The sequence below is a fragment of the Streptomyces ziwulingensis genome, assembly GCF_039542605.1.
GTDB classification, from domain to species: Bacteria; Actinomycetota; Actinomycetes; order Streptomycetales; family Streptomycetaceae; genus Streptomyces; species Streptomyces ziwulingensis.
This window is the reverse complement of the sequence record NZ_BAABIG010000071.1, coordinates 101,145-120,603: the sequence shown is the minus strand read 5'-3', so window position 1 is coordinate 120,603 and position 19,459 is coordinate 101,145. Positions and strand designations below refer to the sequence as shown.

The 19,459-nt window shown below is 73.7% G+C and carries 14 protein-coding genes; 11 read left to right on the top strand and 3 right to left on the bottom strand.

Annotation, left to right across the window (positions count from 1 at the left end; genetic code table 11):
- Positions 1 to 114: 114 nt before the first annotated feature.
- The 5 genes from ABEB00_RS29400 (at position 115) to nudC (ending at position 10,609) form a co-directional block, all read left to right on the top strand.
- Positions 115 to 504, top strand: coding sequence for an MGMT family protein (locus tag ABEB00_RS29400; protein WP_345623536.1), 390 nt, complete (start codon positions 115 to 117; stop codon positions 502 to 504).
- Between the two features lie 266 nt (positions 505 to 770).
- Positions 771 to 4,313 carry an ATP-dependent helicase gene (locus tag ABEB00_RS29395; protein ID WP_345623535.1) on the top strand — a complete coding sequence of 1,181 codons (3,543 nt, stop codon included), beginning with the start codon at positions 771 to 773 and terminating at the stop codon, positions 4,311 to 4,313.
- Positions 4,314 to 4,457: 144 nt separating this feature from the next.
- On the top strand, positions 4,458 to 8,060 hold the full coding sequence (locus ABEB00_RS29390) for an ATP-dependent helicase (RefSeq protein ID WP_345623534.1): 3,603 nt from the start codon (positions 4,458 to 4,460) through the stop codon (positions 8,058 to 8,060).
- Positions 8,061 to 8,070: 10 nt separating this feature from the next.
- The gene (locus tag ABEB00_RS29385; RefSeq protein ID WP_345623532.1) at positions 8,071 to 9,501 is read left to right on the top strand and encodes a dipeptidase; all 1,431 of its coding nucleotides are present in this window, start codon (positions 8,071 to 8,073) and stop codon (positions 9,499 to 9,501) included.
- 163 nt (positions 9,502 to 9,664) lie between these two features.
- Positions 9,665 to 10,609, top strand: a complete 945-nt coding sequence (gene nudC / locus ABEB00_RS29380) for an NAD(+) diphosphatase (protein ID WP_345623530.1) — start codon at positions 9,665 to 9,667, stop codon at positions 10,607 to 10,609.
- 83 nt (positions 10,610 to 10,692) lie between these two features.
- Here nudC and ABEB00_RS29375 read toward each other — a convergent pair whose 3' ends face one another.
- Entirely contained in the window at positions 10,693 to 10,935 is a 243-nt protein-coding gene (locus tag ABEB00_RS29375; RefSeq protein WP_345623529.1) for a mycoredoxin, read from the bottom strand.
- A gap of 253 nt (positions 10,936 to 11,188) precedes the next feature.
- On the opposite strand from ABEB00_RS29375, the gene ABEB00_RS29370 reads away from it, so the two are divergent.
- From ABEB00_RS29370 to ABEB00_RS29355, 4 genes are all read left to right on the top strand, one after another.
- A complete protein-coding gene (locus ABEB00_RS29370; RefSeq protein ID WP_345623528.1) occupies positions 11,189 to 13,390 on the top strand; it encodes an ATP-dependent DNA helicase UvrD2 in 2,202 nt (733 codons plus the stop codon).
- 163 nt (positions 13,391 to 13,553) lie between these two features.
- Positions 13,554 to 13,871, top strand: a complete 318-nt coding sequence (locus ABEB00_RS29365; RefSeq protein WP_345623527.1) for a hypothetical protein — start codon at positions 13,554 to 13,556, stop codon at positions 13,869 to 13,871.
- Between the two features lie 173 nt (positions 13,872 to 14,044).
- The gene (locus ABEB00_RS29360; protein WP_345623525.1) at positions 14,045 to 14,413 is read left to right on the top strand and encodes a WhiB family transcriptional regulator; all 369 of its coding nucleotides are present in this window, start codon (positions 14,045 to 14,047) and stop codon (positions 14,411 to 14,413) included.
- A complete protein-coding gene (locus tag ABEB00_RS29355; protein WP_345623524.1) occupies positions 14,410 to 14,733 on the top strand; it encodes a hypothetical protein in 324 nt (107 codons plus the stop codon). Before ABEB00_RS29360 ends, ABEB00_RS29355 begins: the two co-directional genes overlap by 4 nt.
- 129 nt (positions 14,734 to 14,862) lie before the next feature.
- On the opposite strand, the gene ABEB00_RS29350 is transcribed toward ABEB00_RS29355, so the two are convergent.
- Positions 14,863 to 16,290, bottom strand: a complete 1,428-nt coding sequence (locus ABEB00_RS29350; RefSeq protein ID WP_345623522.1) for an ABC1 kinase family protein — start codon at positions 16,288 to 16,290, stop codon at positions 14,863 to 14,865.
- Positions 16,283 to 17,521 carry a TOMM precursor leader peptide-binding protein gene (locus tag ABEB00_RS29345; protein ID WP_345623520.1) on the bottom strand — a complete coding sequence of 413 codons (1,239 nt, stop codon included), beginning with the start codon at positions 17,519 to 17,521 and terminating at the stop codon, positions 16,283 to 16,285. Before ABEB00_RS29345 ends, ABEB00_RS29350 begins: the two co-directional genes overlap by 8 nt.
- A gap of 398 nt (positions 17,522 to 17,919) precedes the next feature.
- Between ABEB00_RS29345 and ABEB00_RS29340 the strand changes: the two genes are divergently transcribed.
- On the top strand, positions 17,920 to 18,516 hold the full coding sequence (locus tag ABEB00_RS29340; protein WP_345623518.1) for a M48 metallopeptidase family protein: 597 nt from the start codon (positions 17,920 to 17,922) through the stop codon (positions 18,514 to 18,516).
- Positions 18,517 to 18,652: 136 nt separating this feature from the next.
- On the top strand, positions 18,653 to 19,459 hold an 807-nt coding region (locus tag ABEB00_RS29335; RefSeq protein ID WP_425586588.1), incomplete at its 3' end, for a TerD family protein.

Here is a 19,459-nt window from a genome sequence, read left to right as displayed (position 1 = left end):
AGGGTGCACATGCGGGGCGGCACAGTCTGCCCGAAGCGCCGCCGTCGGGGGAGGGACACGGACGGGTGACGCGAACGCGTCGTGGTGTCGGTGGGGTGGGGCAGGATGGGGCGGATGAGCGAGGAGAGCCTTCCGGGTGACGTCCGTCCCGAGCCCGCGGACGCGCTGCCGGAGTACGCCGAGCGGGTCCTTGAGGTCGCCGATCTGATCCCGCCGGGGCGCGTCATGACCTACGGCGACGTCGCCGAGTGGCTGGAGGAGGGCGGCCCGCGGCAGGTCGGCCGAGTGATGTCCCTCTACGGCGGAGCGGGCGTGCCCTGGTGGCGCGTGGTCCGCGCGGACGGCGTCCTGCTCTCGGGACACGAACTGGAGGCGCTCGGCCGGTACCGGGAGGAGAGCACGCCCCTGAAGGAGGCGGGCAGGGCCGCGGAGGGGCACCTGCCGCGCGTCGACATGAGACGGGCGCGGTGGGACGGCGGCGAAGGCGCGCAGGGTCACACCTGACAGCTTGCGCCAGGGGACCGGCCGAGGTGAGGGGAGTGATCCGTACGAGGGAACCGGGACAGACCGGGCACGTCCGCGACATGACGTACGTTCGAAGGGCGGGTGACACATGTGCCGCGGGTGACGGGAGGGAAGAAGCGGAAGACCTGCTTCCCGCCTTGCCTTCGGCGTAGCGTCGCCCGCACGTGTCCCCCTCACCCCGCGCCCACCGACCGCCGCACGCGGCGGTCGTCGCACCAGCACACCCACCAGGACCGGCGAACCACGTGAGCTCCTCTTCCTTCACCAGGCACCTGACGCACCCCCAGGTGCGTCAGGGGGCCCGTGGCGCTTACCGGCTGGTCCGCACCCCGCCCGCGCGAGTGGACCCCCCTCTCCTGGACGCGCCCCAGCGCGCCGTGGTTGACCACCGCGGCGGCCCGCTGCTCGTCCTCGCCGGTCCCGGTACCGGCAAGACCACCACGCTCGTCGAGTCCGTGGCGGCCCGGATCGCCCGCGGCGCCGACCCCGAGCGGATCCTGGTGCTGACCTTCAGCCGCAAGGCGGCCGTCGAACTGCGCGACCGCATGGCGCGGCGCACCGGCGCGGCCCGCGCCCCGCGCGCCACCACCTTCCACTCGTTCAGCTACGCCCTGGTCCGCGCGCACCAGCACAGCGACCTGTTCGTCGAGCCGATGCGGCTGCTGTCCGGTCCCGAGCAGGACGTGACCGTCCGCGGGCTGCTCGCGGGCCAGGCGGACCTGGAGCGGCTGGGGCTGGCTCATGTGCGCTGGCCCGACGAGTTGCGCGCCTGCCTGACCACCCGCGGTTTCGCCGACGAGGTCCGCGCGGTCCTCGCCCGCAGCCGCGAGCTGGGCCTCACCCCGGACGCGCTGGCGGACTTCGCCCGGCGCATCGGCCGCCCCGACTGGCGGGCCGCCGCCACCTTCCTCGCCGAGTACCTGGACGTCCTCGACCTCCAGGGCGTGCTCGACTACGCCGAACTGGTCCACCGCGCGGTACTTCTCGCCCAGCGCCCCGGTGTCGCCGAGCGCCTCGCCGCGCAGTACGACGCCGTGTACGTCGACGAGTACCAGGACACCGACCCGGCCCAGGTACGGCTGCTGCACGCCCTCGCCGGAGGAGGCCGTACGCTCGTCGCCCTCGGCGACCCGGACCAGTCGATCTACGCGTTCCGCGGCGCGGACGTGGGCGGGATCCTGGACTTCCCGCACGCCTTCCCAGGCGCGGACGGCCGCCCCGCGCCCGTGCGGGTCCTGCGTACCTCGCGCCGCTCGGGGGCGGCCCTGCTGGCCGCCACCCGGCTGCTGACCCAGCGCATGCCGCTGTCCCGCCTTCCCGCCGACAAGGCGCGCGCGCACCGGGAACTCGCCGCCGTGCGGGACGGGGGCCGCGTCGAGGCGTACACCTACCCGACGCCCGGCACGGAGCTGGACAACGTCGCCGACATCCTGCGCCGGGCCCACCTGGAGGACGGCGTCCCGTGGAGCGAGATGGCCGTCCTGGTGCGTGCCGCCTCCCGCGGCCTCCCGGCGGTCCGCCGCGCCCTGACCAGCGCCGGTGTGCCGCTGGACGTCGACGGCGACGACCTGCCGCTGCGCCACGAACCGGCGGTCGCCCCACTGCTGACGGCGCTGCGCGCGGTGGCCACGGCGGAGGCCGCGGACGTCTCGGAAGGCGCGGACGGCTCGGAGGCGGCGGACGTCTTGGAAGGCGCAGAGGTCTTGGAAGGCGCGGACGTCTTGGAAGGCGCAGAGGTCTCGGAAGGCGCAGACGTCTCGGAAGGCGCGGAGGTCCCGCTGCCTCCGGACCACTCCGACGCATCCGCCGCCACCACATCCGCCGCCGCCACCACATTCGACACCACCACATCCGACACATCCGCCACCTCCTGGCTCGACACCGAGACCGCGCTCACCCTGCTCACCTCTCCGCTGGCCGGCATGGACGCCGCCGACCTGCGCCGCCTCGGGCGGGCCCTGCGCGAGGAGGAGCGGGCTGCGGGCCGGGCCCTGCCGCCGCCCTCGGACCAGTTGCTCGCGCGGGCGCTGGCCGAGCCGGAGCGCCTGGCCGTGCACGACCCCGCGTACGCGCGTGGCGCCCAGCGTCTCGGCGCGCTGCTGCGCAAGGCCCGGGAACGCCTGGCCGGCGGCGGCACGGCCGAGGAGGCGCTGTGGGACCTCTGGGCGGGCACGCCCTGGCCCAGCCGACTGGAGCGGTCCGCCCGGCGCGGGGGCGCGGCCGGCCGCAACGCCGACCGGGACCTGGACGCCGTCTGCGCGCTGTTCGCGACCGCCGCACGCGCGGAGGAGCGCACCGGCGGCCGGGGCGCCCTGAACTTCCTGGAGGAGATCGAGGCGGAGGACATCGCCGCCGACACCCTCGCGCGACGAGCCGTGCGCCCCGACGCCGTGCGCCTGATGACCGCGCACCGCGCCAAGGGCCTGCAGTGGCGGCTGGTCGTCGTCGCCGGGGTCCAAGAGGGGCTCTGGCCCGACCTGCGCCGCCGCGGCTCCCTCCTGGAGGCCGACCGGATCGGCCGGGACGGACTCGCCGAACCCCTCACCCCGGGGGCGTTGCTCGCCGAGGAACGCCGTCTGTTCTACGTGGCCGCCACGCGTGCGCGTGAGCGCCTCGTCGTCACGGCGGTGAAGGCGCCGGCGGACGACGGTGACCAGCCTTCCCGGTTCCTGTCCGAACTCGGCGTGGAACCCAAGGACGTCACCGGCCGCCCGCGCCGCCCGCTCTCGGTCGCGGCCCTGGTCGCGGAGTTGCGCGCCACCACCGTGGACCCGCGTGTCTCCGAGGCCCTGCGGGAGGCCGCCGCCCGCCGTCTGGCCCGTCTCGCCGCCCTCTGCGACGAGGAGGGCCGCCCGCTCGTGCCCGCCGCGCATCCCTACCGATGGTGGGGCATGTTCGAGCCGACGGAGTCCAAGGTGCCGCTGCGCGACCGCGACCAGCCCGTCGTGCTCTCCGGCAGCGCCCTGGACCAGTTGGCGGGCACCTGCGCCCTGCAGTGGTTCCTCGGGCGCGAGGTGAAGGCGGACGCGCCCGCGACCGTCGCCCAGGGCTTCGGCAACGTGGTGCACGTGCTCGCCGACGAGGTCGCCTCCGGGCACACCCCGGCCGACCTGGGTGTCCTCATGGAGCGACTGGACTCCGTCTGGAACGCGCTCGCCTTCGACGCGCCGTGGAAGTCGGAGCAGGAGAAGGCGCACGCGCGCGTGGCGCTCGAACGCTTCCTGAAGTGGCATGTCATGGACCGCACCGGACGGTCGCCGGTGGCCAGTGAGCACGATTTCGACGTCACCCTCGCGGCGGGTGACTACGAGGTGCGCATCCGGGGCCAGATGGACCGGGTGGAGGCGGATAGCGACGGCCGCGCCTATGTCGTCGACTTCAAGACCGGCAAGCAGGCGCCCAGCTCCGCGGAGGTGGCCCACCACCCGCAGCTCGCCGTCTACCAGCTCGCCGTCCGCGAAGGCGCTGTCGACGAGGTGTTCGACGGCACGCGTCCGGAGCCCGGCGGCGCCGAACTGGTTCAGCTCCGCCTGGGCGCCGCCAAGCGGGACGGCGGCGAGACGCTGCCCAAGGTGCAGGCCCAGGCCCCCCTGGGGGGCACTGAGGGCGCCGAGGGCACTGAGGGTACGGAGGGCGCTGAGGGCGAGTGGGTGGGGGAGCTGCTGGCCAAGGCCGCGGGCAAGGTCCTCGACGAGCGCTTCACGCCGACCTCGGGCCAGCACTGCGCGCACTGCGCCTTCCGGGCCTCGTGCAGCGCGCGGCCGGAGGGCAAGCACGTGGTCGAGTGACGGGGGGCACGGTGCCGGGCGAGGGCAGACACGTCACCGGGTGACCGGGGTGACGTATCGCACCTCCTGTGCTGACCTGCGTGGTTCGCGCCCCGGCAGTCCGTCCGGCCCCGGTTGTCAGTGCCCGCCGCTAGCCTCTTCGATGTGCCCGCTCGCCTCACCCACCCCGACCAGCTCAACGAGCTGCTCGGCATCCCCTTCACCCCGGAGCAGACGGCCTGCATCACCGCGCCGCCCGCCCCGCAGGTGATCGTGGCCGGGGCCGGCTCCGGCAAGACGACGGTGATGGCGGCGCGCGTGGTCTGGCTGGTCGGTACCGGCCTGGTCGCCCCCGAGCAGGTCCTCGGCCTCACCTTCACCAACAAGGCCGCCGGCGAACTCGCCGAACGCGTCCGCAAGGCGCTGGTCAGGGCCGGCGTCACCGACCCCGACGTCATCGACCCGGACAATCCGCCCGGCGAGCCGGTCATCTCCACCTACCACGCCTTCGCGGGCCGTCTGCTCACCGACCACGGCCTGCGCATCGGCCTCGAACCGTCCTCCCGGCTGCTCGCCGACGCCACCCGCTACCAGCTCGCCGCGCGGGTGCTGCGGGAGGCCCCCGGGCCCTACCCGGCCCTGACCCGCTCCGTCCCCGACCTGGTCGGTGACCTCCTCACGCTCGACTCCGAACTCTCCGAGCACCTGGTACGGCCCGAGGACCTGCGCGCCTGGGACGCCGACCTCCTGCGCACCCTGGAGCACGCCAAGCTCACCAACGCCGACCTGCGCAAGGTCCCCGAGGCGGCCGCCGCGCGCCGCGAGCTCGCCGAGCTGGTGATGCGCTACCGGGCCGCCAAACGCGACCGCGACCTGCTCGACTTCGGTGACCAGATCGCCCTGTCCGCGCGGCTCTCCGGGCTCCCCGAGGTGGGCCGTCTGCTGCGCGACGAGTTCCGGGTCGTGCTCCTCGACGAGTACCAGGACACCTCCGTCGCCCAGCGCGTTCTGCTGTCCGGCCTCTTCGGCGGCGGTACGGGCCACCCCGTGACCGCCGTCGGCGACCCCTGCCAGGCGATCTACGGCTGGCGCGGCGCCTCCGTCGCCAACCTCGACGACTTCCCCGAGCACTTCGCCCGCGCCGACGGCCGCCCCGCCACCCGCCAGGCGCTCAGCCAGAACCGCCGCAGCGGCGGCCGGCTCCTCGACCTCGCCAATGGCCTCGCCGAGCCCCTGCGCGCCCTGCACGAGGGCGTGGAGGCCCTCCGCCCCGCCCCGGGCGCCGAACACGACGGCACGGTCCGCTGCGCCCTGCTGCGCACCCACGCCGAGGAGATCGACTGGATCGCCGGCTCCGTCGCCCACCTCGTACGGACGGGGCAGGCGCCCGGCGAGATCGCCGTGCTGTGCCGCACGGCCGGCGACTTCGCCGAGATCCAGGGCGCGCTGGTGGCCCGGGACGTCCCCGTGGAGGTCGTGGGCCTCTCCGGCCTGCTGCACCTTCCCGAGGTGGCCGACCTCGTCGCCGTCTGCGAGGTCCTCCAGGACCCCGGCGCCAACGCCTCCCTGGTACGGCTGCTCACCGGTCCGCGCTGGCGCATCGGGCCGCGGGACCTCGCCCTGCTCGGACGCCGCGCCCGGTACCTGGTCGCCCACGCGCGCGTGGCCGGCGACGACGACCCCGACCGCCGTCTCGCCGAGGCCGTCGCGGGAGTCGACCCCTCCGAGGTGATCTCGCTCGCCGACGCCCTCGACACGTTCCTGGAGACGCCCCTGTACGGCGCCGGAGGCGGGGACGACGACGGGCTGCCCTTCTCGCCGGACGCGCGCGTCCGGTTCGCCCGCCTCGCCACCGAGCTGCGCGACCTGCGGCGCTCCCTGTCCGACCCGCTGATGGACGTACTGCACCGTGTCCTCGCCGTCACCGGTCTCGAGGTCGAGCTGTCGGCGTCCCCGCACGCGCTCGCCGCCCGCCGCCGCGAGACCCTGTCGAACTTCCTGGACGTCGCCGCCTCCTTCGCCGCGGGCGACCAGGAGGCGTCGCTGCTCGCGTTCCTCGGCTTCCTGCGCACCGCCGCCCAGTACGAGAAGGGGCTCGACAACGCCCTGCCCGGCGGCGAGAACACCGTCAAGGTGCTCACCGCCCACAAGTCCAAGGGCCTGGAGTGGGACGTCGTCGTGGTCCCCGGGCTCGTCACGGGCACCTTCCCCAGCACCCAGGGCCGCGAGAAGTGGACCGCCCAGGGAAAGGTCCTGCCGCACGCCCTGCGCGGCGACGCCGACACCCTCCCCGACGCCGTCTCCTGGGACGCGCGCGGCCTGAAGGCGTTCCAGGAGGCGATGAAGGACCACCAGCACACCGAGGAGCTGCGCCTCGGCTACGTCACCTTCACCCGCCCCCGCTCCCTCCTGCTGGGCTCCGGCCACTGGTGGGGCCCCACCCAGAAGAAGCCCCGCGGACCCTCCGACTTCCTCCAGGACCTGTACGACCACTGCGCCGCCGGGTACGGCGAGATCGAGGCGTGGGCGGACGAACCCGAGGAGGGCGAGGAGAACCCCGCCCTGCACCGGGCGGACGCCGACCAGGTGTGGCCGCTGCCGCTGGACGAGGACGCCCTCGCCCGGCGCCGGGCGGCCGCCGAGACGGTCCTCGCCCACCTGGAGAACCTCGCCACCGCCGGGGAGGGCCAGGGCCACCCCGGTTCGGCCGCCGCGCCCACGGCCGCTCACGACCCGGACGCCCACGACGACCCGGAGTGGCCGGCGCCACCGGAGGACGAGCCTCCGTACGACACCGGGCCTCCGTACGACACCGAGTCTCCGTACGACGACGAGCCCCCGTACGACGCTGAGCCCCCCTATGACGACGAGCCCCCCTACGACGACGAGCCCTCCGCGCCCCGCGTACCGGTCCCGCACCAGCCCCGCGTACCGGTCCCGCACCAGGCACCCGCCCCGGAACACGACGGACCGCCCCGGCCGCCCGGGCCGCCCCGCCTCCACGCGTACGACCGCCCCCCGGACCGGGAGACCTCCCTCACCCCGGAGGAGACCCGCACCCTCGCCTCCTGGGACCGCGACCTCGACGCCCTCGCCGGCGAGCTGCTGCGCGCGCGGGAGCGCGTCACCGAGGTACCGCTGCCGATGTCGCTGACCGCTTCCCAGGTGCTGCGCCTGGCCGCCGACCCGGACGGCCTCGCCCAGGAACTGGCCCGCCCCATGCCGCTCCCGCCGCAGCCCGCCGCCCGCCGGGGCACGCGTTTCCACGCGTGGGTCGAGTCCCGCTTCGAGGAGCTGACCCTGCCCATGCTGGAGCCGGACGAGCTGCCCGGCGGCGAGGCCGAGATCGCCGACGAACACGACCTGACCGCCCTCAAAGAGGCGTTCGAGCGCACCGAGTACGCCCGGCGCACCCCCTACCGGGTCGAGACCCCGTTCCAGTTCTCGGTCGCCGGACGGGTCGTGCGGGGCCGGATCGACGCCGTCTACCGCGACGGCGACGGGGACGCGGCGACGTACGAGATCGTCGACTGGAAGACCGGCCGCACCGGCACCGCGGACCCGCTCCAGCTCGCCGTGTACCGCCTCGCCTGGGCCGAGCAGCAGGGCGTGCCGCCGGAGACGGTGACGGCGGCGTTCCTGTACGTGCGCACCGGCGAGGTCGTACGCCCCGAAGGACTGCCCGACCGCGCCGCCCTGGAACGTCTGCTGCTGGACGGCTCCCACGGTGACGAATCGCACGGTCAGGGTGCCGGTGCGGGCCGATAGGCTCGTCCACATGAGCCGCCCCGCTGACAGTGCAGTCAGTGCAGCCAGTGCCGTCAGCGCCGTCCGCACGTACATCGAGCAGCACCGCGCCGCCTTCCTCGACGATCTCGCCGAGTGGCTGCGCATCCCGTCGGTGTCGGCCGAGCCCGGCCACGCCTCCGACGTCCGCCGCAGCGCCGACTGGCTCGCCGCCAAGCTCCGGGAGACCGGCTTCCCGACCGTCGAGGTCTGGCGGACGCCGGGCGCCCCGGCCGTCTACGCGCAGTGGCCCGCCGCCGACCCCGACGCGCCCGTGGTCCTCGTCTACGGCCACCACGACGTGCAGCCCGCCGCCCGCGAGGACGGCTGGGAGACCGAGCCCTTCGAACCCGTCGTCCGCGGCAACCGCCTGCACGCGCGGGGAGCGGCCGACGACAAGGGGCAGGTGTTCTTCCACACACTCGGCGTACGGGCCCACCTCGCCGCCACCGGTCGCACCGCTCCCGCCGTCACGCTGAAGCTCCTCGTCGAGGGCGAGGAGGAGTCCGGGTCCCCGCACTTCCGCGCCCTGGTCGAGGAGCACGCCGAGCGGCTCGCCGTCGACGCCGTGATCGTCTCCGACACCGGCATGTGGTCCGAGGACACCCCCACCGTGTGCACCGGCATGCGCGGCCTCGCCGAGTGCGAGATCCGGCTGTACGGCCCCGACCAGGACATCCACTCCGGCTCCTTCGGCGGCGCCGTGCCCAACCCGGCCACCGCCGTCGCCCGCCTCGTCGCCGCCCTGCACGACGATCACGCGCGCGTGGCGGTCCCCGGCTTCTACGACGGCGTGCTCGAACTCACCGACCGGGAGCGCGCGCTCTTCGCCGAGCTGCCCTTCGACGAACAGCGCTGGCTGCGCACGGCCGGCTCCCACGCCGCCCACGGCGAGGCCGGACACACCACCCTGGAGCGCGTCTGGGCCCGCCCCACCGCCGAGGTCAACGGCATCGGCGGCGGCTACCAGGGCCCCGGCAGCAAGACGATCATCCCCGCCGACGCCATGGTGAAGCTCTCCTTCCGCCTGGTCGCGGGACAGGACCCGGACCAGGTGGAGAAGGCCGTGCGCGCCTGGGCCGCCCAGCAGGTGCCCCCGGGGATCCGCTGTGAGATCACGTTCGGCGCGGCCACCCGCCCGTGCCTGACACCCCTGGACCATCCGGCACTGCAGTCCGTCGTCCGCGCCATGGGCCGCGCCTTCGACCGGCCGGTCCGCTACACGCGCGAGGGCGGCTCGGGGCCCGCCGCCGACCTCCAGGACGTCCTCGGTGCCCCGGTGCTCTTCCTGGGCATCTCCGTCCCCTCGGACGGCTGGCACGCCCCGAACGAGAAGGTCGAGATCGACCTGCTCCTCAAAGGCGTGGAGACCTCCGCGTACCTCTGGGACGACCTGGCCCTGCACTGGCGCCATGGGCCCTGACCGGGCACCGGACACCGCCGGTCCGGACCGGCACGCCGCGCGGGGGACACTGGAAGGACCGCCCCGCACCGCCGAGCCCTCCCGGACCCGGCCGACACCCGCCGTACGCCCGCCCGACCGTCCGCCGACACACACCGCCACACCGGGGAAGATGGAAGCACACGTGACCACCTGGACCGACCACACCGCCGAACGTCCCATCTCGCTCACCGCCCCGAGCGGCGTCGACCGCGCCGCGCACCACCGGCTCGACGAAGCCTGGCTCGCCGCGGCGTGGAGCCACCCCTCCACGCGTGTGTTCGTGGTCTCCGGCGGCCAGGTCCTCATCGACGAGACACCGGACGGGCGTACCGAACTCCTCATGACGCCCTCCTTCGAGGCGCCGCTCACCGAGGCACACCGCTACTTCCTCGGCATCGACGACGACGGCGTCAGCTACTTCGCCCTCCAGAAGGACTCGCTGCCCGGCCGGATGGACCAGTCCGCACGCGCGGCGGGTCTGCGCGAGGCGGGCCTGCTGCTGTCGCCGCGCGACGCCGGTCTGATGACACACGCGGTCGGCCTGGAGAACTGGCAGCGCACCCACCGCTTCTGCTCCCGCTGCGGTGAGCGCACCGTCATCGCCGCCGCCGGCCACATCCGCCGCTGCCCGGCCTGCGGCGCCGAGCACTACCCGCGCACCGACCCCGCCGTGATCATGGCCGTCACCGACGAGAGCGACCGCATCCTGCTCGGCCGCCAGGTCCACTGGCCCGAGGGCCGCTTCTCGACGCTGGCCGGCTTCGTGGAGCCCGGCGAGTCCATCGAGCAGTCGGTGCGCCGCGAGGTCTTCGAGGAGGCCGGCATCACCGTCGGCCCGGTCGAGTACGTCGCCAGCCAGCCCTGGCCGTTCCCGTCCAGCCTCATGCTCGGCTTCATGGCCCGCGCCACCACCACCGACATCACCGTCGACGGTGACGAGATCCACGAGGCCCGCTGGTTCTCCCGGGACGAACTCCGGGCGGCCTTCGAGTCCGGCGAGGTGCTCCCGCCCTACGGCATCTCGATCGCGGCCCGTCTGATCGAGCTGTGGTACGGCGAGCCGCTGCCGACGCGCAGCTTCGTCTGACACACGTGATTCGTCCGACACACACGTGAGGGGTGGCGGACCCGGAACCGGGTCCGCCACCCCTCACGTGCCACGCGGGACGCTCAGGCGCCGATCTTCTGCTTCACCTGGGCCAGCGACGGGTTGGTGAGCGTCGACCCGTCGGGGAAGAGCACGGTCGGAACCGTCTGGTTGCCGTCGTTCGCCTTCTCCACGAACGCGGCGGACTCCGGGTCCTGCTCGATGTTGATCTCGGTGTAGCCGATGCCCTCACGGTCCAACTGGCTCTTCAGCCTGCGGCAGTAGCCGCACGTCGTGGTGCTGTACATCGTCACAGTGCCCGGCATGTCTCTCGTGCTCCTTCGGCGGCAGGCGGGGGAAGCGGATGCTCCCAGAGAAGCAACGACCGCGGCGACGCCACCATTCCCCGGCACGCGGTCCGTCACCTCGGCGCCGGCCGGACAGGGCTCCCGGCGCCGGAGCGGACGGCGTCTCCCGCATCGACACGAGCGGACGGCGTCTCCCGCATTAGTACGACCGCAGGGCCCCACCTGTGGACAACCGGCGCACCTGTCTCCGGCGACCTGGCAGCATTGCGGTGTGACAGCAGCAACGCACTCCCCTCTCTTCCCGCAGGCACCGGACTCGGCCGACGCGGTGCTCGACGGGCTCGATCCCGAGCAGCGCGAGGTGGCCACCACCCTGCGCGGCCCGGTGTGCGTGCTGGCGGGCGCCGGGACCGGCAAGACCAGGGCGATCACCCACCGCATCGCCTACGGGGTGCGCGCCGGCATCCTGCAGCCCTCCACCGTGCTCGCCGTCACCTTCACCAACCGCGCCGCCGGCGAGATGCGCGGCCGGCTGCGCCAGCTCGGCGCCGGCGGCGTCCAGGCCCGCACCTTCCACTCGGCGGCGCTGCGCCAGCTCCAGTACTTCTGGCCGAAAGCGATCGGGGGCGCCATGCCGCGGATCGTCGACCGCAAGATCCAGCTCGTCGCCGACGCGGCCGCCGCCTGCCGCATCCGTCTGGACCGCGGTGAGCTGCGGGACGTCACCGCGGAGATCGAGTGGTCCAAGGTCACCCAGACGGTCCCCGCCGACTACGCCGCCGCGACGGTCGGGGCCGGCCGTGCCGCGCCGCGCGACCCGGCGGAGATCGCGCAGCTCTACGCCGCCTACGAGGACCTCAAACGCGGGCGCGGGGTCATCGACTTCGAGGACGTGCTGCTGCTGACCGTGGCCGTCCTCCAGGACCGGCACGACGTCGCCGAACAGGTCCGCACCCAGTACCAGCACTTCGTGGTCGACGAGTACCAGGACGTCAGCCCCCTCCAGCAGCGCCTGCTCGAACTGTGGCTCGGCGACCGCGAGGACCTCTGCGTGGTCGGCGACGCCAGCCAGACGATCTACTCGTTCACGGGTGCGACGCCGGATCATCTGCTCGACTTCCGCCTCCGCCACCCCGGTGCCACCGTCGTCAAGCTGGTCCGCGACTACCGCTCCACCCCGCAGGTCGTCCACCTCGCCAACGGCCTGCTGGCCCAGGCCCGCGGCCGGGCGGCCGACCACCGCCTGGAGCTGCTCTCCCAGCGCCCCGCCGGCCCCCAACCCGTCTACACCGCGTACACCGACGAACCCGCCGAGGCCGAGGGCGCCGCCCGCCGCATCCGCGAACTCGTCGACTCCGGTGTCCCGGCCGCCGAGATCGCCGTCCTGTTCCGCACCAACAGCCAGTCCGAGACGTACGAGCAGGCCCTCGCGGACGCCGGGGTCCCCTACCAGTTGCGCGGCGCCGAGCGGTTCTTCGACCGCCCCGAGGTGCGCAAGGCGGGCACGGCGCTGCGCGGTGCCGCCCGCTTCGGGAACAACGACGCCCTCCTCGACGACACCGTGGACCTGCCGTCCCAGGTGCGTGCCGTGCTGTCGGGTGAGGGCTGGACGAACCAGCCACCGGCCGGTTCCGGCGCCGTCAGGGAACGCTGGGAGTCGCTGGCCGCCCTCGTGAACCTCGCCCAGGACTTCGCCGCGGCCAAGCCCGGCGCCACCCTGGGCGACCTCGTCGCGGAGCTGGACGAACGCGCCAACGCCCAGCACGCCCCGACGGTGCAGGGCGTCACGCTCGCCTCCCTGCACTCGGCCAAGGGCCTGGAATGGGACGTCGTCTTCCTGGTCGGCCTCGCCGAGGGCATGATGCCGATCACCTACGCGAAGACCGAAGAGCAGATAGAGGAGGAGCGCCGCCTCCTCTACGTGGGCGTCACCCGCGCACGCGAACGCCTGCATCTGTCGTGGGCGCTGGCCCGCTCGCCCGGCGGCCGCGCGAGCCGCCGCCCCAGCCGCTTCCTAGACGGCCTGCGCCCCGGCTCGGCCGGCTCCGCCGGGCGGGCCGCCGCCGGCGGGACCGGGGGAGTGGAGCGCGGTTTCACCGGCCGCCCCGCAGGCGCCCCCGCCCCCCGCAGGACACAGCGCGCCCCGGCCCGCTGCCGGGTCTGCGGACGCACGCTCACCGACGCCGGCGAGATGAAGCTGATGCGCTGCGAGGACTGCCCCTCGGACATGGACGAGGGTGTCTACGAGCGGCTGCGCGAGTGGCGCGCGGTCCAGGCGAGCCGCAGCGGACAGCCCGCCTACTGCGTCTTCACCGACAAGACGCTGATGGCGATCGCCGAGACCGTCCCCGAGGACGAACGCGACCTGGTCCGCATCCCGGGCGTCGGTACCCGCAAGCTCAGCCGCTACGGAGCCGATGTCCTGGCCATCTGCGCAGGCCAGGAGGGAGAGGGCGGCGATGAGGGCGACTGAGCGCAACTCGTCGGAAAAATAGTTTGCGCATGCCCCGGGAATCCCCATAGGTTCTTGCACACGGGAACAGCGGCCTTCCCGGAGGCCGCGAAACCGTGTTGTACTTGCACACCCGCGGACTGGTTCGTCCCAGTCCCCAAGACGCCGAGAGGAGGCGAGTCCAGTGATCAGCATCTACAGCAGCTCCACCCTGAAAATGACCGATCGCCCGACCGTCTCCCTGTGCATCCTCGGCGCCTCCGACTCGGGCACCGGTCTGTCCGGCATTCGTGCCGCGCGCCCGGCGTCCTCCCCTGCTCTCTCGGGTCTTCCCGTCCGTGAGCGCAATGAGCGACCGACCAAGGCACTGGAAGCGGCAGTAACGGCACAGGCCCACGCCTATGCCTTTGCGGCGGCCGGTGCCGGATTCCGGAAGCAGACGACGCAGCACCACCTGATGTGGGCCTTCCGTGGGCCAGAACCCTGGAGCGATCCAGCCTGATTCGATCAGGCCGGCGCCTTCAGGGCCGCGGAACCCCACCAGGGATCCGCGGCCCTTCTGTTTTCCCCGAACGGGGAGGACGGACCGAAAGGGGCCTCGGGGCAACCTGAGAAATCGGTACCAAGCCGCCACCCGGCCAACCGGCCGGAACGACCAGACGAGGAAGACGATCCGTGCAACTCGAAGCGCACGCCCCGTCCGTACCGCCTTCCGGCACGATCCCCAAGCCTGTCCCCACGGAGGACCCCGCCTTGACCCCGCTCACCGCGCTCACCGCGCTCGACGACGCCATCGAGAAGCTCGGGGTACCCGTCCCGTGCCGCTCCTACGACCCGGAGGTCTTCTTCGCCGAGTCGCCGGCGGACGTGGAGTACGCCAAGTCCCTCTGCCGTACCTGCCCGCTGATGGAGGCCTGCCTCGCCGGCGCCAAGGAGCGGCGTGAGCCCTGGGGTGTCTGGGGCGGCGAGCTGTTCGTCCAGGGTGTCGTCGTCGCCCGCAAGCGGCCGCGTGGCCGCCCGCGCAAGAACCCGGTCACCGCATGAACATCACAGGAACGATCGACCACCCCCTCACGCTCGACCCCACGAAGCAGGCCCCGATGAAGCCGTCCACCCATGAGCCCGCGGGCTCCCCATTCGAAGACGTCACCACCAGTGGAGCGAACGACTCGCGCCAGAACAGGACCCGAGAGATGCAACTCATCCCAGAAGCCCTGGCTCGTGCGCATATGCACGACCGACTGCTGGAGGCCGACCGGGAGCGCCGGGCCATCCGCCTGGCGACCGCCCAGCGGATGCAGCGCAGGGCGGAGCGCGCCTCGATGCGCGCCCGGCGCGCGCTCGCCATGGCCGTCATGCAGTGACCGACCCCACCTGAAGCGGTGGCCTCCCGGCGCGTCCGGGAGGTGAGGCTCTCCCCGCGGGGGCCGGCCCGTCCGAACGGGCCGGCCCCCGCGGCGCGTCCCGCCGCCCGGCCTCCGCCGCCCCCGGCGTTACGCCTCCGCAGCCGGGTCCGTGCCCTCCTCAGGGTCCGGTTCCCCCTCAGGGTCCGGTTCCCCCTCGGATTCCGGTTCCCCCTCAGGTTCCGGGTCCGCCGCGAAGCCCGGCAGCCACTCCTCCAGTTCTTCGCGGAGCCGTACCGTCGCTCCCAACTGGCACAGCACACCGATCGTGCTCAGGGTCACCCGGTGGATCAGCAGGTAGGCGGGCGGCAGGTTGAGCTGCTTGCCCAGTTGGTAGGCGGGGGAGCGGATGTCCCCGATGCGGGCGGCCTGGCTGCGCATCCACCCGCGGCTGAAGGTGAACGCGTCGAGTTCGGCCGGCTCGATGATCGGCAGGAGGTAGTCGAGCACCGCGTCGGGCTCCAGCTCCACGCTCTCCTTGACGAACCCCTCGGCGCGCAACTGCTCGTAGACCGCGTCCGCCTCGCCGTCGAGAGTCATGCGCAGGCAGATGCCGATGGTGGCCGGCAGGCCGCCCGGCAGGCGGTCGACCGTGCCGAAGTCCAGCACGCCGAGCCGCCAGTCGTCCTCGCCGTCCGGGCCGCCGGGCAGCAGCCGGAAGTTGCCCGGATGCGGGTCCGCGTGCAGCAGGCCGGTGCGGGCCGGGCCGGAGAAGAGGAAGTGGGCCAGGAGCTGGCCGGCCCGGTCGCGCTGCGCCTGGGTACCGTCGGAGATCACCTCCGACAGCGGGACCCCGTCGATCCACTCGGTGACCAGTACCTGGTCGCTGCGGTGCACCACGTCCGGCACCACGATGTCCGGGTCGTCCGCGAACTCCTCGGCGTGCGCCCGCTGGGCCTGCGCCTCCAGGCCGTAGTCCAGTTCCTCCGAGACCCGGTCCCGCAACTCCGCGATCAGCGGCTTGATGTCCAGACCGGGGATCAGCGGGCCCAGCAGGCGGGCGAAGCGGCTGAGCTGGTTCAGGTCCGACAGCAGGGCCTCGCCCGCGCCGGGGTACTGGACCTTGACCGCCACCTCGCGGCCGTCGTGCCACACGGCCCGGTGCACCTGGCCGATCGAGGCCGCCGCGGCGGGCTTGTCCTCGAACTCCACGAACGAGTCCTGCCAGTCCTCGCCGAGCTGCTCCCTGAGCACGGTGTGCACCGTGCGGGTCGGCATCGGCGGGGCCGCCTCCTGGAGCTTGGTCAGGGCGGCCCGGTAGGGACCGGCGATCTCCTCGGGCAGCGCCGACTCGAAGACGGAGAGGGCCTGGCCGAACTTCATCGCGCCGCCCTTCAGCTCGCCGAGCACCTTGAAGAGCTGATCGGCGGTGCGCTGCTGCAACTGCTGGCCGACGAGTTCGGCGGATTCACCCACGATCCGCTTGCCGAGTCCCCAGGTCGCCCGTCCGGCGAAGCCGAGCGGGAGCGCGGCGAGCTTGGCGGTCCGGGTGACCGCCTTCCGGGGAAGATCAGACATGCGCCCTCCAAGTCCCAGCCGGCCGCGCCGTCACTGCCTCACGACGCCCTCCGGCCGACGGCCTTTGCTCCGCCATTGTCGCGCGCCGCACCCCGTCCACGGCGAGGTGTTCCGGCTCACCTTCGTCTTCCGGGGCGTCGGAGCACCGCCGCGCCGCCGCGCAGGGGCACGCGGGGTGGGCCCGGAGCGGCCGCGCGTGCCAGTGCAGAGCGGGCAGGGAGACCTCCCAGCGGGCGCCGGAACTGGAGGGGAGGTGGCCGTCCAGGAAGGCGAGCGCGTGGGCGGCGGCCAGCCCGGCGACGGTGGTGGCCAGGGTCAGATCGCAGGCGCGGGCCCGGGGCTGCCGGCCGGAGCGCCACTGGGCGACCAGCCTGGGCCAGGCCGGGTCCCGGTCGGTGCGGTTCCGGTCGAGGCAGTCGGCGCAGCCCGTCTCGCCGGGCAGGACGAAGGGGCCGACGACGCCGGTCGCCTCCACGACTCCGGCGTACAGATGCGGCGTGCCGGAGGCCATGAGGTGATCGGCGGTGGCCGGCGGGGGCGCGTGCACGTCCACTTCGTCGCGCGGGGCCAGGACCACCAGCGAGAATCCCGGGCCGCCGTCCTCGGGTGGCGCGGCGGGCCCGCGGCGGGGCGGGCGGTCGGGGGCCGCCCGGCGCACGGCCCGGCGGGCCGATTCGTCCCTGCGCTCGCCCACCGCCTCGGCGGGGAAGCCGCCCGGCGCCACGTCCCAGGGTTCGACCCGGCCGCCGTCGCGCACGTCGACCTCGCCGATCCCGGCGCCGGACAGCAGCGAGGCGAGGGCCGCACCGACCCGGCCCGCGCCTCTCACCTGCACACGGTGGGCCCGGCGGGCGGCCAGCCGGCCGAGGGCGTCGCCCGGTTCGGAGGTGGTCAGGGACAAGGAGGCCAGATCCGGGCGGAGCCGGTCGAGGACCTCCTTCTTCTCGCGCAGGGCGGCCGCGGCGGGCCCGCCGCCCCGGGCGTCGTCGAGCAGCCCGGCCCGGGCCAGCCCCGCCACCAGCCGGTCGACGTGACCGTCGGGCAGATCCATGCGGCGTGCCTCCTCACGCAGCAGCGGCAGCCCGCGGGTGCCGTTGAGCAGTTCCAGGAAGCTGCCTGTAGCGGTGTCCATCGGCCCCAGCGTCAGGGCGTGCGCGGGCGACAAGCCGAACTGCACGGTGTTGAGATCGCGCCAGCCGCGCCGCAGCGCCGGCTTCACCATCGGATGCATGACAGGCCCCCGTACGTCGTGGAACTCCCCGAGTGCCGGCCCGGTCGGTCGTCGGCCGCACCGCGCAGGCAAGAGCCAGCATGCCCGCCCCCGCCATCGGGCGGCGAAAGTTATCCACAGGCAGGGGATATAAGTCGTACCGTCGTACTGATCGCACGCCGGCCGGCGGGTGCCGACTCGCGGGTGCCCGCGGTACTCGCGGGTGCTCGCGGTACTCGCGGGTACCGGTCGGCGAGCGCCGCCCTGGCCGTCACCGGTCGCACACCGTAGAGCAGGCACACGAGTCGGGGCGTACCGCCTCGGCGCGCCGGTCGTACAAATCGGGCGCTCGGTGGTGCCACGGCATCCAACCCCCGCGGAACCGGGACTTCCCCGAGTGCAGCGGGTAACGTCGGGGCGTGTCCGCCGACCCACTGCACCGCGCCGGAACGCCGCAGCGCCTGCCCACGAGTCCGCCGACCGCCGGCCCGGGAGCGAGCGCGATCGAGGTCCGCAGGAGCACCCGCCGCCGCAGGACGGTCTCCGCGTACCGCGAGGGCGACCGCACCGTCGTACTGATCCCGGCCCGGATGTCCGAGGCGGAGGAGCAGCGCTGGGTGAACGTCATGCTCGACAAGCTGGCGGCCCAGGAGAGCAAGCGGGTCCTCGGGGACACGGAGCTGGCCGGCCGCGCGGAGCGGCTCTCCGCCCAGTACCTGGAGGGACGCGCGCGACCGGACTCGGTGCGCTGGGTCACCAACCAGAACACGCGCTGGGGCTCGTGCACCCCGGCGGAGGGCAGCATCCGGCTCTCGCACCGGCTGCAGGGCATGCCCGAGTACGTCGTGGACTACGTCCTCCTGCACGAACTGGCGCATCTGCTCGTGCCCGGCCACGGACCCCGCTTCTGGCGGCTGCTGGACGCCTACCCTCGCACCGAGCGGGCCCGGGGCTATCTCGAAGGGGTGGTCGCCGCCGAGCGGCTGCCGCACGTACCCGGCGCGCGGGGGCAGTAGTCCACCACCCCGGGCGGTGCCGCACCGTCCCCCATGCCGGTTCTGTACCGGGTCCGTACCGACTTCCGCCGGTGTCCGACTTTGCCGTTAGCCTGGCGCGACGCACTCACATTCGGGATGGGGGACGGTCGTACGCATGGCCAGGGAATTCCAACGCGGCCACAAGGCCAGGATCAGTGACCTCACGGCGGGCACGGATCTGTACGTAGGCGTGCAGATCGCGGGCCCCGGGCTGACCTTCGACATCAGTTGCTTCGGTCTGGACGCCGACGAGCGGCTCTCGGACGACCAGTACTTCATCTTCTACAACCAGCCGAAGTCGCCCGAGGAGTCCATCCAGCTCCTGGGGGCGCAGGCCGGTGACACGGAGTCCTTCCGGGTCACGCTGGACCGGATCCCGCCGCGGATCCAGAAGCTGTCCTTCACGGCGGCGCTCGACGGCGCCGGGCAGATGTCGCAGATCGGCCCCGGTTACGTCCGGATCGTCGCGGGTGGCGAGGAAGTGGCCCGGTATCCGTTCGACGGTTCGGAGTTCTCCACCGAGCGGGCCGTGATGCTGGGCGACTTCTACCTGAAGGACGTCTGGCGGTTCGCGGCCGTCGGGCAGGGCTTCGACGGGGGACTGGACGCGCTGCTGAAGAACTTCGGCGGTGAGGTGGCCGAGGAGGAATCGCCCGAGCCGCCGCAGTCGCAGCCGCAGACCGCCGGCGCGCCCCCCGGATTCGCCCCGCCCGCCCAGAGCACGGCACCCCCGGCCTTCGGCGCCCCGGCCCCCGCACCCGCGTCGGCCCCGCAGGGCTTCGCGCCCCCGCGGGGAGCCACCCCGCCGCCGCCGCCCGCTCCCGGGCCGCCCCCCGCGCACGCCGCGCCCACCCTCGCCGCGCCGGTGCACACGCCGCCACCCGCTCCCACACCGTACGGCCAGACCGCCCCACCGCCCCCC

Bases quoted from the DNA above. Each gene is read 5' to 3' on its own strand.
- ABEB00_RS29345 (WP_345623520.1), bottom strand. From the start codon at position 17,521: ATGCATCCGATGGTGAAGCCGGCGCTGCGGCGCGGCTGGCGCGATCTC.
- ABEB00_RS29355 (WP_345623524.1), top strand. From the start codon at position 14,410: ATGAACATCACAGGAACGATCGACCACCCCCTCACGCTCGACCCCACG.
- ABEB00_RS29385 (WP_345623532.1), top strand. From the start codon at position 8,071: ATGAGCCGCCCCGCTGACAGTGCAGTCAGTGCAGCCAGTGCCGTCAGC.
- ABEB00_RS29375 (WP_345623529.1), bottom strand. From the start codon at position 10,935: ATGCCGGGCACTGTGACGATGTACAGCACCACGACGTGCGGCTACTGC.
- ABEB00_RS29400 (WP_345623536.1), top strand. From the start codon at position 115: ATGAGCGAGGAGAGCCTTCCGGGTGACGTCCGTCCCGAGCCCGCGGAC.
- ABEB00_RS29350 (WP_345623522.1), bottom strand. From the start codon at position 16,290: ATGTCTGATCTTCCCCGGAAGGCGGTCACCCGGACCGCCAAGCTCGCC.